The organism is Bradyrhizobium sp. WSM4873 (assembly GCF_055811355.1).
Window position 1 is genome coordinate 1 of sequence record NZ_JBVVPS010000062.1, and the last position, 14333, is coordinate 14333.

The 14333-nt window shown below is 59.4% G+C and carries 10 protein-coding genes; 3 read left to right on the top strand and 7 right to left on the bottom strand.

Features of this window, described 5'->3' with window-relative positions; translation table 11 throughout:
- Positions 1 to 901 precede the first annotated feature (901 nt).
- The 5 genes from AC0L21_RS36730 to AC0L21_RS36750 all read right to left on the bottom strand — a co-directional run bounded on the left by AC0L21_RS36730 (position 902) and on the right by AC0L21_RS36750 (position 6103).
- The gene (locus AC0L21_RS36730; RefSeq protein ID WP_473266762.1) at positions 902 to 1048 is read right to left on the bottom strand and encodes a hypothetical protein; all 147 of its coding nucleotides are present in this window, start codon (positions 1046 to 1048) and stop codon (positions 902 to 904) included.
- Between the two features lie 246 nt (positions 1049 to 1294).
- Positions 1295 to 1603, bottom strand: coding sequence for a hypothetical protein (locus AC0L21_RS36735; RefSeq protein ID WP_473266766.1), 309 nt, complete (start codon positions 1601 to 1603; stop codon positions 1295 to 1297).
- Positions 1604 to 2402: 799 nt separating this feature from the next.
- Positions 2403 to 3245, bottom strand: a complete 843-nt coding sequence (locus tag AC0L21_RS36740; protein ID WP_473266769.1) for a hypothetical protein — start codon at positions 3243 to 3245, stop codon at positions 2403 to 2405.
- Positions 3246 to 3976: 731 nt separating this feature from the next.
- The gene (locus tag AC0L21_RS36745; protein ID WP_473266772.1) at positions 3977 to 4501 is read right to left on the bottom strand and encodes a hypothetical protein; all 525 of its coding nucleotides are present in this window, start codon (positions 4499 to 4501) and stop codon (positions 3977 to 3979) included.
- Positions 4502 to 5437: 936 nt separating this feature from the next.
- On the bottom strand, positions 5438 to 6103 hold the full coding sequence (locus AC0L21_RS36750) for a helix-turn-helix domain-containing protein (protein WP_473266774.1): 666 nt from the start codon (positions 6101 to 6103) through the stop codon (positions 5438 to 5440).
- 550 nt (positions 6104 to 6653) lie between these two features.
- On the opposite strand from AC0L21_RS36750, the gene AC0L21_RS36755 reads away from it, so the two are divergent.
- From AC0L21_RS36755 to AC0L21_RS36765, 3 genes are all read left to right on the top strand, one after another.
- Positions 6654 to 8342 carry a methyl-accepting chemotaxis protein gene (locus AC0L21_RS36755; protein ID WP_473266786.1) on the top strand — a complete coding sequence of 563 codons (1689 nt, stop codon included), beginning with the start codon at positions 6654 to 6656 and terminating at the stop codon, positions 8340 to 8342.
- Positions 8343 to 8782: 440 nt separating this feature from the next.
- On the top strand, positions 8783 to 9532 hold the full coding sequence (locus AC0L21_RS36760; RefSeq protein WP_473266777.1) for a hypothetical protein: 750 nt from the start codon (positions 8783 to 8785) through the stop codon (positions 9530 to 9532).
- A gap of 70 nt (positions 9533 to 9602) precedes the next feature.
- Complete coding sequence (locus AC0L21_RS36765; protein WP_473266780.1) at positions 9603 to 9962, top strand: MarR family transcriptional regulator; 360 nt, start codon at positions 9603 to 9605, stop codon at positions 9960 to 9962.
- 262 nt (positions 9963 to 10224) lie between these two features.
- Here the strand turns inward: AC0L21_RS36765 and AC0L21_RS36770 are convergent, their stop codons facing one another.
- Both AC0L21_RS36770 and AC0L21_RS36775 read right to left on the bottom strand, forming a co-directional pair.
- Positions 10225 to 13482 carry a bifunctional DNA primase/polymerase gene (locus AC0L21_RS36770; RefSeq protein WP_473266782.1) on the bottom strand — a complete coding sequence of 1086 codons (3258 nt, stop codon included), beginning with the start codon at positions 13480 to 13482 and terminating at the stop codon, positions 10225 to 10227.
- A gap of 363 nt (positions 13483 to 13845) precedes the next feature.
- Entirely contained in the window at positions 13846 to 14034 is a 189-nt protein-coding gene (locus AC0L21_RS36775; RefSeq protein ID WP_084462296.1) for a helix-turn-helix domain-containing protein, read from the bottom strand.
- Positions 14035 to 14333 lie beyond the last annotated feature (299 nt).

Genomic DNA, 14333 nt, shown 5'->3' on the forward strand with positions numbered 1-14333 from the left:
CCTTAAAGCTAGACTTAAGGTCACACGCTTCGCGAATTACCACCCCTCACGCAAGACGGCCCCCATCGGAGGCGTACTGTGGAGACGCCGGGAAAGTAAGCGAAATTGTCGTCGACCAATTCCATCGCAATGAAATAGGGGCCTGGGTTTCGAGATTGAGCGACTTTGTTGGCGATAAGCTGAAAGGGTTCCTGAAGCGCGGCCTCGTCAGGAAACCGAGCCATTAGGTACGCGACTTTTCGAACGCCATAACTCGAAGCGCCAAATTGTTCAGTGAATTTGGCAAGCGCTTGCATTGCATCGGAAGGTGAGGAGGTTGGAATAGCGGCGAACGTGCGGATCGCATCAACGATCTTACAAGTCTCTTCTCTCCACCCGTTTAGATGCCCTGCGACGAACGCAATCTCCCTTTCGATAGAAGCAGGCTCTAAAGAATGTATGCGCAGAAGACTACCGTAATTTCGCCCCAAGTTCGCGAAGGGGAATGCCCCAGACTTGCCAAGTAGAAGCGTCACGCACTGAGCTAGATCTCTTGGCGACGCAGCTTGCCGCAACGCGTTCATGACCGCTATCGGCGGCCGTGTTGCGCGCTCGTCGGAAAGAGCCCCACGAATCAGGTTGCGGGTCCGCAAATCGCGGATCTGCCTGATCTCTCGGAAAGCATTAACCCGGGTCCGGCGTAAGAGGGATTTTCCCCGACCGAAAGCGCTTGGCCTCGATGTCTTCACAGCAAGCGACCTGGACTATGCTGCGAGTTGCGGACTCTACGGGAGGTTTCAATCAGTTTCTGACCGCTGCCCCGGAGTTGGCTTTTGTCGTTGTGCATTGCAATACCTGTCATTCGCCCGGAGGGGGAACGTCTACCCCTACAGCAGCTAGCATATAGGCGGTACTGCAATCGCTAGTTACAAAGTGCAATTCGGGAGCGGTGGCGGCGCCACGGCAACTTGGAATCAGCTGCGGCTTCGTCGTTTGCAGGCGTCGCGCGTAAAGTGCCGCTGTTTACATGCACCTGCGCCCGATAGCCGTCGTATTTGGTTTCTTGCATCCGCTGAACTCCTGAAGGAGCCTTGTCCTTAGGGGTCGCAAGCTGGGGTGTGATCAACGCCGGCATCTGGATCCCACGTTCGTCAAAGCTTAGGGGACCCGCCGTTCCTGTCTTCAGACTGCGGGAACGGCTCCCGTGTTTTCCGCCCGAGAAAGGTATTTGGCTCGGGGAGCTTAGGCTGACCGATGGGCGGCCGAATATCGAGCGTACCCGTCGGCATGCGGCTTTCGTGATGGGGGCCTCCGTCTAGAAATTCGGAGTGAACGCCGGCTGAGTCGATCTAATGGCGCTCGAAATGGATTGTCCGATTTCGCTTGAAAAGTGAAGATTGCTCGCTGCGGTTGAGGGGCCGCTCACCAGCTTCTTCTTTCCTCCCTTAACAACGACAGTAGCAAACTCGGCGGCTTGCCCCATCTCCGCGACGACAGCTTGCCGAAGTTCGCAGTAGATGCTCTGCTTTATTCTTTGAACAAGAAACGGATCACCGGCGTCGGTCGCTTCGAATGCCTCGTGCAACTGTGGGACGCTCGTGCCACATGCCGTCAGCAGGGTCACCAAACCGACTGCAGCTAGCGCATTCCTTATCTCATGCCCCCTCATCGCTGGAAGCCACCTTTCGGATGATCCGGGTCGAAGTCGCAGTCGGGCGTTGTTCCTGGTGGATTGAAGTTAGGCAAAGCAACGCCTGGTTTGGCAATGCAGTTGCAAACACATTGTCCTGGTGCTCCGGCGATACGACAGTTGCCGTTGTGTCGAGAGCACCAGGAACAGAATTTCTCCGATTTGCAGATTTTGTCAGCCGCGAATAATGGCGAAGCCTGCGCGGCAAATAGCAAGCAAATGAACCCAAGGAGTTTGAACACTGCCACCACCGCCCCCGTTCAAATACTGTTCAGCATGACTGATCGCGCACCCAAATGCAACCATAGGGAGAACTTTTGCGCCGTGTTCGTTCTCCTGTCCCCAGAAGAGCGCCTTCGGAGTTCTCTTTGGAGGTGCTACCCAAAAGTCGCGCCAGGGAGGGACGGCGTCTACTTTTGGAAGCATCAGCGTTGCCGCTGCCAATGAAATTCGTGCGTGGGTGCTGCGGGTTGGCATGGATGGGCGAGCCACAAGTGGAAGGTCGTCGCCTCGGCGAAGGAGCTAAGTCTCAAGTAGGGACGTCCTTGGGTGCCAACAAGCAGCTGGCAGATGGACTTAAAGGCAGAGATGAGAAATCCAAGCGTCGGGGATCCCGATTAGCGAATATTGTTTTTGATTTCGTCTTGCTTCACTTCCCGTTTGGCTGATGCGAATTTTATACTGTCCTGTCCAATCGGCGGGTCAGTGTGATGGATCTCAAGCGACGCACATCTCATTTTCTCGGCCAGATGTAGTCCTCACCGGAGAACGCAGGCGGGAGCCGGACCGATGACAGGGGCGCTTCGGTCTGGCCGGATCGGAAGGACACGCGCTCTACCACGACCTCCCGATCCTCAAGGGTGGGAATGATGGTGAGCACGCGATTATAGTAGTCGTGTTGGACTGCCGGCATCGGGATCGCGTCGCCGTCAGGGCCGATATCCGCTTGCCGAACTACTTCGTGCGGGGCTTCGTACTGAAACTGGACCTTGTCCGTATCGCGCGGGGAGCCGGGGTAACGATAGACCCAGCACTTCCGGATCGCGCGTCGCTCGCCTGCCGGACGGTCGGGGCTCTTTCGGTGAATTGCGTCGTATGACGCCACGGGTTCGGCAACCGGATTTGAGCGCAGCGCGGCGTTCACTGCCGCCGTTTCGATGTCGAGTGCTTCAAGCTTTGTGGTCACTTCCGCAACGCGAGCAGCGGCGGTGGCGTATTCTGCCAACAGCTTGGCGGCTTGATTGGTGTTCGCCTTCCGCGCGGAATCTGCCCGCTGCCGCAACGCTTCGTCGGCGGCGACCTTCGCAGCGGTTTCCTCAGCCGCGATTACTCTCGGAAGCTCGGCGGCCAGGTGATTGGCGCGCGCTTCAAGTCGCATGATTGCACGCTTGATCGCTGCGGCGTCGGCCTCAGCTTGCGCGTGTTGGCTGTCATTCATGAGGGCAATGCCGGCGAGCACGCCCTCAAGCTGTTCGCTGCGTGCAGTGATTTCAGACTCAGTCCGTTCGATCTCGGCGCGGATCATCGCGGAGCTAATGGTGGTTTTGGAAGGCATGAGGCGAGCGAGGATGTTCATGTTCTAAATCTTTCGAAGGTTAGGGGCGGGGATACGCGGCAGACCGTACCTCGCCCGCACGCGGTTTTCTGAATCTCTGCACTGGTCCTCATAGTGTCCCAGAAGAGAGAAAGATCCGGCGGTTCTCGGGGGCTCGACCTTGGCGGAAGCGCTTGCCGTGCTGCTCGGCGCGGGCTTAGCGGCCACAGGCTTGGGTGCGGGTTCAGGCTTCGGGGCGATGGCCGCAAGCGCTGCGCTAGCGCCGAGCCAACGGTGGTACGCCACATGCTCCCGGGTCTCCGCAAACATGAGATTCCCGGGCATTCCGTAGCGCGCATTGAACTGTTCATCTGCAAGCTGCCGTCGCGCAAGCGAGAGGTCGGCGGACGCCGCCTGAAGGTCGGTGAGAAGCTTAGCGCGGCTCATTGCGCGTCTCCACCGGCCGCAAGCCAGATTTGGAGTTGGTCCGCCGGGTATGCCGGTCGCAAAGCGCCGATCATGATGAACGGGGGGCCCTCGCCGCGCCTGGCGAGGTTGCGCATGGTTTTCGCGCAACGCCCAATTCGCTTCGCGGCCTCAGTGCGCGAGAGATACACTTTCGACATGATGTCCCATCTGGAAAGTGGCCGGTGCATCTGACTATCAAACGCACCGGCCTCGGTTTCACCCGTTACTTGGTGTGGAGGAGCACCAAGTAACGGACCTAATATGGGAAAATCGGGGGCGGTTGTCGGGATTGTTTCGGTATCCCTTTAAGCCGCTTTATGGCGGCGCTTCTTATTGTCGTTGGCGGGGATGCCTGCGAGGCGCGAGTCATGCTCGGCCAGAATGGCGCCGCGCTCGTCTGCCCGCATGCGAAGAAGCTTTTGCTCTACGCCGAGGTCGATCAGAGCTGCCCAGGTTTGCGGAATATTCATACGCATCTTGAGGGCTAGCGCGGTGAGTTCGCCCGCGAGTTCAGGATGGTCGAGCGCTTCAAGAGTGGCGACGGGGACAAGGCCGAACCCGAGCGTTGCAAGGGCCGCTTCAATGCTCTCCAAGCCAGGACGGTTCTTCTTTCTCCACGCCTTCAGCGTAGCCCTGCGCACGCCGCTGCGCTCCTCCAGCGAGTCGTAAGTCACTCGCTGGCGCGCCATTTCGGCAAAAACGAGTCTCGCGAACGGCCCGACACGCTCGGGCATCGAGATGGTGCGCGGATTTTTGCGCCGCTTCCGAGCGGACGCTGAAATGGTCGAAGCGCGGAAATCGGGCGGATACAGCGGAGTAGTGGCGGGCATCGTGTCATCCTGAAATCGATTGAACTACCTTCAAGATCGGATAACGGGCTATTCCGCTACAGCCCATTCCAGTAACCGCAGCGCACGTCTTCGGTTTCGAAGCAGAGGCACATCCGAGAACAACAAGCAGGTTTTGAAATTTTGTATCTGGCCGGGGTCGGTGGTCGCGCGTCACCCGCGTGGGGAGGCGGCCCGGAAGGACCCAAACTGTGTAGATCGCATGTCTTGAGCCACGCTAAGCGGCGCCAGCGCCCGCCAGCTCCCCCTATGTCCACTTATCGGCTAACAGCGGCGCAATAATGGATGGTGCGGGAGGTCGCAGATGGGCCAATTGCAGACGCTGCTTGCAGGCCAAGGAGGCCGCGCGCCCTCTGAGGCCAGCTTACCTTGCTTCATCCTTGACGATGACTGTCAGGCTCTCAAGCTGGTGGGCCAGCGCTGTCCAGCTACGGGCGATATTCGTAAGTACGGAGCACCGACGGGCAGAAATACGCCTCTCGTTTGCTCGGGCTTTGTATTCGGCAGCATATTCTCGGCACTGGTCGGGGGTTGGCACTGCTGTTGCTCCTGTGATGAAGCCCAGCTTACGTCCAGCGACCAGAACAGATTTGAAGCAGATCAAACTAGGCCACTGTCAAATCGGGGTTTTGCCGCCAGGTTGAAACCGGTCAGCACTCACTCCGCATGAGAGCAGTTGGGCAACCTCCAGCTAACCGCCAAGAGGCGACATCAAAGCGCCATCAACTCGGGCTCATCGCTTCTCGGCGGCCGCAATGGACTGTTGACCCATGCTTGAAAGTCCGGGACCTGCATTGGGTCAATGTCGTCACATTCGATGCAAGAAAACTGCGACCGCCTGCTTTTTGCGATCACGAAGTGCATCAGCTTGCCGCATTTCGGGCAGATCCGGCGCGAGGAGTTTTTGGGCATGGGCTCTCAGGCGTCGAACTTCGCGAGGGCCAGACGGTTTAGCAATTCGAGCCGCCGCTGAGTGCTTCCGTCAAAGCGTAGTAGTGCTTCGTCTCGAAGCAAGGAGAAGGCTCGGGAGACGGTTTCCAACGTGATTCCAAGATAGTCGGCGATGTCTCGCCGGTTCATTGGGAGTAGCATCATCTTGGGATGATTTAGCCGTTCATCCATTTCAAGAAGGAATGCGGCAACTCTCTCCAAGGCAGTCTTCCGCCCCAAGAGAAGCATGTGATCTTCAGCGTGCTTGAGATTCTGTGTAACAAAGCAGATGAGGTTCGTTGTGCTGCCCGCTCGATTTTGCATGGCGTCGAGGATGCTGCCTCGCTTCATAATGCGAACATGAGTTTCGCCGAGAGCATCAGCGCTAAAGCGGTGGAAAACTGCGTTCTCAAATCCAAACATGTCACCCCGCAGATGAAACGCATTGATCTGGCGGCGACCATCTAAGAGCATCTTGTAGGTTCGCACCGCCCCAGATCTAATTTGGTAAACGTATTCTGCGTCCTCACCTTCACCAAAAATCTCGGTACCTCTGGGATACTTGAACTCGCTGCAGAAGACGTGCTTGCCAGCGAGAGCGGCGAGGTGACCGTCAATAGCCTGGCGGGTAGCTGCGTTCGCATTTACTAGCACGGTTCAACCCTCCCTGTTCTTACTTGGCAAAAAGCTAAGCACGGAGGGACTTGCCCAGATTTGATCCAGCGCAACTTGGGTTGGACCCACGCAATCAGCCGGAGGTGTTTCTCAAGGCTGGCCGCATAATGCGGACAAAAGGAAGCCGCCAGCCCTTGGGGAAGCCAGCGGCTTGGGTGGGGTCGCGTAGTGGGGACTACGCAACGTCTCCTCTATATCCCGCGAACGTACCGCATATTGATCAGGATCAAGCGGACAAAGTTGGATGTACGCCCCCTATGGGTCAACAGCGGTCCGCGACCGACTGCGCGCGGCAGCTTAGCTACGGGCCGGAAGCGGACGACCACGGTTCGCCTGATGAAGCGTCCGACTAAGCCCCGTAAAATTGCGGAGTGCTCCTGCGCCTTGGGCAGCGGCGTACCGGAGCGAGAGATGAAATGTCTCGGGAATTGGCTTTTGCCGGAAAGCGACAACAAACTTCAATCAATCTCAACGAGGTGGACGTACTTTTACAGAGCATTCGATTTTATGTTCCCGTTTGGCAGGTATTCTGATGCGCTTCTCCAACATTTCTATCCGCAACAAGGTTGCCTCAGCCTTCGCTATCGTTCTCCTCACGGCTCTTGGACTTGGCGGCTTCGCTGTCGACCGCCTGGCGACTGTGAATGGCTCTGCGGCCGAAGTTCGCGACAATTGGTTGCCCGCGACAGGTTGGTTGGGGGTACTGTCCAAAACGGCAGAGCAACTCCGTGCTCGTCAAGGGCAACTGATCCTCTCGACAAGCCCGGCCGATGTCACTCGGTTGGAAAAGTTGCTGGGAGAGACGCTCCAGGAGTTTGACGCGAACTGGCGCAAGTACGAACCGACTGTGACCACCCCGGCTGAGCTAGCGATCGTCGAGCCGCTCAAGAAGGCTTGGACGACCTACCTGGAAGATAGCAAGGTGCTCCCCGACCTCGCGAAGAAAAGTCGGAACGAGGCCACGCAGTTGTACCTGGGTAAGCTGAGTGAGGAGTTTGGCGCAGTGCGCAAAGGCTTCGCGCAGGACCTCGCGTTCAATGTGGACGAAGGTAAGAAAGAGGCAGACAAGGGCGCGGAAGTCTACCGCTCCGCGCGTATTTTGATTTTTGTGACACTCGCGCTGGCCGCGACCTTGTGTACCCTTATGGGTCTTTTGATTACCGCGAGTGTTGCGAAGCCTATCACAGCAATGACCGAGATCATGAGGCGGCTCGCCGGTGGTGACAGAACGGTCGCCGTCGCGGGCGCGGACCGGAAGGACGAGATCGGAAAGATGGCCAGCGCGGTGCTGGTGTTCAAGGAGAATGCAATCGAGACCGAGCGGCTGCGGGCCGAACAAGCAGAGGCGGAGAAGTTCGCCGCCGAGCAGCGCAAGCGCGACATGCACAAGCTGGCCGACGATTTCGAAGGCGCTGTTGGAGAGATTGTCGAGACCGTCTCCTCAGCATCGACAGAACTTGAGGCATCTGCCTCGACCCTGACCACCACCGCTGAGCGCTCGCAGGAGCTGACGACGATGGTCGCAGCCGCCTCGGAAGAAGCCTCCACCAATGTTCAAGCGGTCGCTTCGGCAAGCGAGGAGCTGTCATCTTCCATCAACGAGATCAGTCGGCAAGTTCAGGAGTCGGCTCGGGTCGCAGCCGACGCCGTCCAGCAGGCGCGCGCCACCAACGATCGGGTTGGCGCGCTCTCGAAAGCTGCATCCCGGATCGGGGACGTCGTTGAGTTGATCAACACCATCGCGGGGCAAACCAATCTGCTCGCGCTGAATGCGACTATCGAGGCGGCCCGCGCAGGCGACGCCGGACGCGGCTTTGCCGTCGTGGCCTCGGAGGTCAAAGCTCTTGCTGAGCAGACCGCAAAGGCAACCGGCGAGATCGGTCAGCAGATCACATCTATTCAGGGAGCGACTGAGGAGTCGGTCGTGGCGATCCGGCAAATCAGCGCAACGATCGAGCGGCTCTCGGAAATCTCGTCAACCATCGCCGCAGCCGTAGAAGAACAAGGCGCGGCGACACAGGAAATCTCCCGTAACGTGCAGCAGGCTGCCCAGGGTACGCACGAAGTTTCGGCCAACATTACCGACGTGCAGCGGGGCGCGAGCGAAACGGGGTCGGCGTCGTCCCAAGTGTTGTCGGCTGCTCAATCCCTGTCGCAGGACAGCAACTGTCTGAGGCTGGAAGTTGGGAAGTTTCTAAGCTCCGTTCGGACCGCTTGATGAAGCGACAATAGCAGTGTTGATCCTTAGATAAAGTTGGAGTGAAGAGTTCCTGCCCTGGAACACATCAGGGCTAAGATGCAGTATCGACCTTCGGCGAATTTCTTTGGCGCTTAGAATCATAATACCTCCCTTCGTCAGTTTACACCGGGGGAGAGAAGGTCATCGTGCGAGCGTTAGGCGTTGGGTTTGTTCGTTTCGGTTTCTTGTTGGTTGGCTTTGTATCCGTGAGTTCTCCGGAGCTGCGCGCCCTACCGAGCAATCAGGGTTGGGTGTCTACCTACGTATTTGCGCATGGCGGATGCAAGTCACACCGGGACTTGTTCCAAGGCTTCATCCTAAATCGGGGAGCCTCACGAAACCTACTCGGTCGGTCAGCCACTGACTGGAACGAAGCGGATGCTGCCGAAGCACTGCGCGTCTACAAGGAATGCGACGCTTTGTTTATTGCCCAAGGGCAAAGTGGAGATTCCCGGCAGCAGCTTATGGCAAGAATGTATGCGGCGAACGCTGCCACACAGGCCGTTGCTTTGCAGAGCGCGCTCTTAAATTTTGTTAGTACTGGTCTGGTCCAGCAAGGGCAGAGCCGCCTTGAGGAGGAGGCCAGGTTAGCGCAATCCAGAACTGACGCCCAAAGAAAGTTGGACGAAGAAAGTCGAAAAGCTCAGTTCCAACGGGACAAACTCTCGGAACAGTCCAAGATTGACCAAGAAGCGGCTGAAGAAGCCGCTCGAAGAGCAAATGAAGAGGCTCCAAAGATAGCTCAAGTTACGAAACAAGCCGAAGAGGCGCGCGCCGCGCGAGAGGCCGCTGAGGCTCGTTTGGCGGAAGTGCGAAGTCAGATCGTCGCCGAGAACGCCAAAGGAGCGACCGAAATGGCGAAGCGGCAATCGATCGAAGCAGCGCAGCAGGCGGAGCAACGAAAACAAGCCGAGCAGGAAGAGGATGTTAGACTCTCGCGGAAGTGCCAGGTGACCCTTGAAAGATTCAACCAAGCCCGGTTCGGAATGCAACTTCGGGAAGTTGAGCGGCTCTTCGGATGCAAGGGGAGCCAGACGACCGGGACGCGAATCCCCGGATATGGGGTGGTTTCCACGTATTCCTGGGAAGGGACCGCTTTCCCCTCTACCGTCACCGCGACTTTCCGCAACTCAAGCTTAGAGTCCAAGGCCCAGGTGGGTCTGGACTAAATGCGTCGCAGATCATGGAACTTCGACGATCGAATGAGATCTAGGCCGTCATCGAAAAAGAGACTTCGACTTGACCAACGACGAAAACAGCATCGAAGATGCAAGCTGGGTTGGAACACTCACGCTCATCATCAACGAGTTCCGAAAGATTAGCCCTGACATCACCGCGAACCAGATGCTGGTTCTACTTCAAGCTGGCGCGAAGCCGGGCATAACTCAGAAAGAGCTGTCCTTGGTTTGCGGAGTGGCAGACGGGACCGTCTCGCGCATCTGCGCACTTATGTCCGATCGTGGACACCAAGGCCGTGAGGGACTGAACGTCTTGAGCATCGACCCAATCCCGGGCGACTTTCGGTCAAAGGGTCAAAAATTGATTGGCGCGGGCAAGAATATGTACGCAAAAGTCCGCAATCTAATGACCTCGAAATGAGCGGGAGCTTCAACACTTCAAGGGCACGGCCGAGGCGCGGCTCGCGTGCGTCGTCTTCAGCGTCGGAATGGCTTACTGCCGGAGCAGCTTCGCGATGCCGCACCAGCACCGAACAGCAGCGCGCCAATGGCCGTCCCGCCGGTGGGGAAGAACGATAGCGTCCGACCATCGTTTGCGGTCAAGGTGCGATGCTCTGCGGCGAACCGGCGGACTTCAACCTGTCTCTCCGCGATGCGCGCGATCTGCTCTTGCCGCTGCGTGGTCACAGTCGCTCCCCGTTCTGCCGTCCACGGTTATTGAAGAAAACTGCGATTGAGCGAAAATGATTTTCCGTGTACCTGCCGATGTTCGCAAGCATGGCCTTTGCTCGACTGCTATCGTTCACCCGGACGCGCTCGACATCAAGGGCTACGAGCGGGCCAAGCCGCGCCTCAAGCCACTCGCGAAGGGCAGCCTCGCCGCCGGGCAGGATGCCGGGCAGATAGAGGCCCTCATTCGGCTTCATTCCCCGGCCCGCCTTCCGATAGGAGACTCTCCGGAGGGGGGAGGTGAGCCCCAAATCCCTAAGAGGATTACTATTTAAGGAAGTGGGGCTCACCTTCCGAACTTCCTCAGCCTCACGCTTAGTTACGCCGAAGGCATCTCTCGCATCATCCTTGCTGAAAAGGACAGTGCCTTCGGCCATCATGTCGGCTTCTGCACCAGGGCGGACGGCATCCCACTCGACAACCTCGTCCACCGTGATCGGTAGAACCACATCCCCCACGATATCGAGGAAGCAGGGCTCGGTGCGCCGGTGCGGCCTCAATCGACCGACGGCCTGCTCAAGCTCGTCCTCCGTGACGCCACGACGGACGGCCTCGGCGAACGGGTCGGGGTGACACTCAACGATGGAGGCGGCGGCCGGACCGTCGGTCATCCGAATGCCGCCAGTCCGCTTTCGGTAGAACTCACCGATAGGCTTGACCGGGTATCCGGCAAACACGCTCGCGCGCGCCTCGATCTTGTCCGGGGGCAGCCACCACCGGCCTATGACGACCAGTCCGGCCACCGTTTCGAAATCGTTCAGGCCCGACGTGGCGCCGAAATGCATCCACGACACATTCGCCGGCGCCTGACTGGCGAACCGCTCTTCGAGGCCAAGATAGGAAATGACGCCAAGGCGCGCCGGAGCGATCAGGGCGGCCCGCTGCGCGATATAACGGAGGATATCCCGCTCATTGCGCGGATGCGGCTTAGCCTTCTCGCCGACCCCAAGGGCGCCCATCGATACGGGTGCGCCAGTGACCTGCCGAACGTGGACGTGGTCTGGCCATTGGATGGTGATGTCGGCCTTCACGTTGGCGGCGACCGGAATGCCAGCGACTTCGTCCCCAAGCACGGCTGCGTGCAAAATCTCCCGCGTCGTGAGAGTTGCATCCAGCGCGAGCACCGGCGCCCACCATGACGGATCGAACGGGCGCAGCGGCGTCAGCGTGAACGCGCGGCCCGTAACGCTGATCCGTCCCGACTGCCCATGGTCGAACGCAAGGAAGAGCGCGATTTCGTTCCAGAGCGCGCCAACATCTCGCGCCAACCGGTTCCGAGGGCCGTGCTTGTGGAGCGCGAGATTGAGTCCAGACTCCTTCATGCCCGGTTGCAGAACTTCCGGCCGGACGCGCCGCTGCTCCAAGGTCGCGGCCCGCAGGGCGGTATGCGAAAAAATGCGGTGATCCTCATCTTCGAGCACCGCGCGGGACAAGGGCCCGTCGCCGTTCGTCTTTGCCACCGCCAGCAGCTTCGCGCGCATGCCGATCAGAAAATCGTGTTCCTCGTCGCTGCAAAGTTCGATCTTCGCGCGCCAAAGCTCGGTCACATCGATCGTGGTTGCATCGCCAACAGCATTGTCGTGGAACTTCTCGTCGATCACAAGGCCATCCAGCTCGGGCAGGAAGTCCGGCTTTGCGTAGAGGAGCGATGCGGACGTAATGATCCAAAGGTCCGGCTTGGCCTCGCGCTGGCGCTCGTGCCCGCAGTCGGTGGCGAATGGACATTGGACCAGGGGCCCATCGATCCGGCGCATGCAGACAGCAGGCCTGACACTGACGCCCAACGCAATGGCCGCAGCAGCAGCCGGCAGGTTCCGACACATGGTGTGATCCGGCGCATCGGGGTCCGCCTGTTCGCGACCACGATAGACCTGCGCTTTGATGCCAAGGCTCTTTAGGTTGAGCGCGATCTTTTCACCGAGGTCGATTCGAGGAACGACGTAGGCCAGGCGCCATCCGCGCCTGGTCCACGCGGCAACATTCCGCGCGGCTTGGTGTGACTTGCCGCCGCCAGCATCGATCTTCACACCCCAAACGGGCGGCTTTTGGTGGATCAGCGGCGACTTGAGGCGGGCCTGGTTGCGATAGATGCGCCACGCCTTCATCTGCGCTTCGAAATCGTCCAGAGCGCCGCGCAGTTCCGTCGTGGCGTCGGCAAGCGGGACGGCGCGGTCGGGATAGGTCGGCGAGAGCAAGCGGGACTTGGTTGAGCCCAGAAGGATCAGGCGCTCTTCCGGCAGTCCGAGTTGCTGGCGTAGCCATGCCGCCGCAGCTGGGTAAGGAATGCGCTGCGCCTTGGCGACGACCTTGATAGGCGTGAAGGTCTCCATGGTGCCGAAGTCAACGATCCCGTCCGGGTGAAAGGACAGGTTCGGTTGGCGGCGAGCCTCAGAGCGGCCCGAGCCTGAGCCACGCCATGGCGCGACTGCGCGATAGCCAACGCCATTCGGGCGGGTCTTTGGCAAACCCAGCGCAGGAACCCACGCATGCAGGTTCGCGAGCGCCACCGTATTCACGTCGTCGTGCCAAAGCAGGTCCTGGGCCGTATCGCCTCGCGCGGGCCGTTCAACGGCCGCGCCACGCGGCTGCCGCTCGGGTGCGTCCCATCCGTATGCGCTAAGCACGTCCTCCATCGCCGCGACATGCGCGCTAGTGATCTCGGGAAGGTCACTGAGCGGCGTATCGAGCAACGTCCGCTCGGTGGTCCACTCATAGGGCCGACCGATGTCGGGATGCACAGTCGGGGGAAGCACCGTCTGCTTTCCGCCGCTCAGGAAGTCGAGCAAGCCGCGCTTCTCGGTGGTGCGGTAGTTCTTCGACGGCAGCGGCTCGGCGGCACGATAGAACGCGGTCACGCCCTTCCGGCCGCGTTTCGCGACCGTGTGGGGCGGCAACACCGCGAAGATGGGGTCAATCAGGGAGTCGTCGTCAACGTCCACCGCAACGAATCCACCGAAGCCGCAAGCGAGGCCGACCCCGGCATCCGGCCACCTTGACCAATGCTCGATAATCTTGAGATGGGCCTGCCGTTCGCCGAACACCTGCCAGTTTTTGAGGCGATACCACTCCGGCTCACCGTCGCGGCCGACTTCGAGTCTGCCGGGCTCCTTTCCTCTCGGATTCCAATCGCGTTCGCCCCACGGCGCGATCGGCAACGGCGAATAGCCGCGCTCGATCAGCACCGGGGCGGTCAGGGCAAAGGGGGAAGCCACTGATCACTCCCAGATGCAGAGAATGTGACGCCACAACGGGCGGTGCGGACTCGTCCAGAAGTCGCGTGACGCCTCTTGGATTTCCGCGAGCGAGACAAGCCGCCTCAGGCTCGGTTGCGCGGTATTGCGGAAGAAGACACTACCGTCTTCAAATACGCGCATCTCGTACTCGCGAGGCGAGACGGTGCGGAGGTATCGTTCATGCTGACGCGCCGCTGCGAGAACGGTGTCGGCATTGATCGGAGGGGGATTGTAGCTGGCCCGCCGGACGGCGAGAGTCGGATATTGAGAAGTCACTGTCAGGGTCTCCAAGCTTTCCAAAGCCGTTCGCGCTCCAACGCGGCGGCTTTGTCGTTTTTCAGGCTATGCGACAGCAACACGCCGCGCTTCGAGCCATAGGTCCACGTCCGATCGGCGATAACGCACGGCGCCCCCGGGAAGGCGGAACCAAGCCGGGCCGGTGCCTTCACGGCGATACCGCTGCAACGTCGGTCGCGACACTCCAAGTTCTGCCATGAGGTCATCTTGAAACATCAGCGTTGAGTTCGACATTGGGGGCTCCCAAAGGTGCGGGAGCTCAAAGGAGCATTGCTGCACATCGATGAACAGGTAACTTGAGTGCGGATTCCGGTCGATGTCGCCCAGGATTCCGAGATGATCTCGCCCACCATTCCGATTTGAAGTCGCCCACCCGTTCCGAGATGATGTCGCCCACCATTCCGGGATGATGTCGCCCGGGTGACGAGGCCTCTTCTGGCTCCCATAGGATGAACCCTTTCGGCTTTGCGAAGGGGACCCTGGATGCCGACGGAGAGGCTTGCGATGCGCCGTGTGCGCGATGTGATCAGAAT

Excerpts from the sequence above, each read along its gene's own strand:
- AC0L21_RS36730 (WP_473266762.1), bottom strand. The coding sequence starts at position 1,048 with ATGCAAGAAACCAAATACGACGGCTATCGGGCGCAGGTGCATGTAAAC.
- AC0L21_RS36740 (WP_473266769.1), bottom strand. The coding sequence starts at position 3,245 with ATGAACATCCTCGCTCGCCTCATGCCTTCCAAAACCACCATTAGCTCC.
- AC0L21_RS36745 (WP_473266772.1), bottom strand. The coding sequence starts at position 4,501 with ATGCCCGCCACTACTCCGCTGTATCCGCCCGATTTCCGCGCTTCGACC.
- AC0L21_RS36775 (WP_084462296.1), bottom strand. The coding sequence starts at position 14,034 with ATGTCGAACTCAACGCTGATGTTTCAAGATGACCTCATGGCAGAACTT.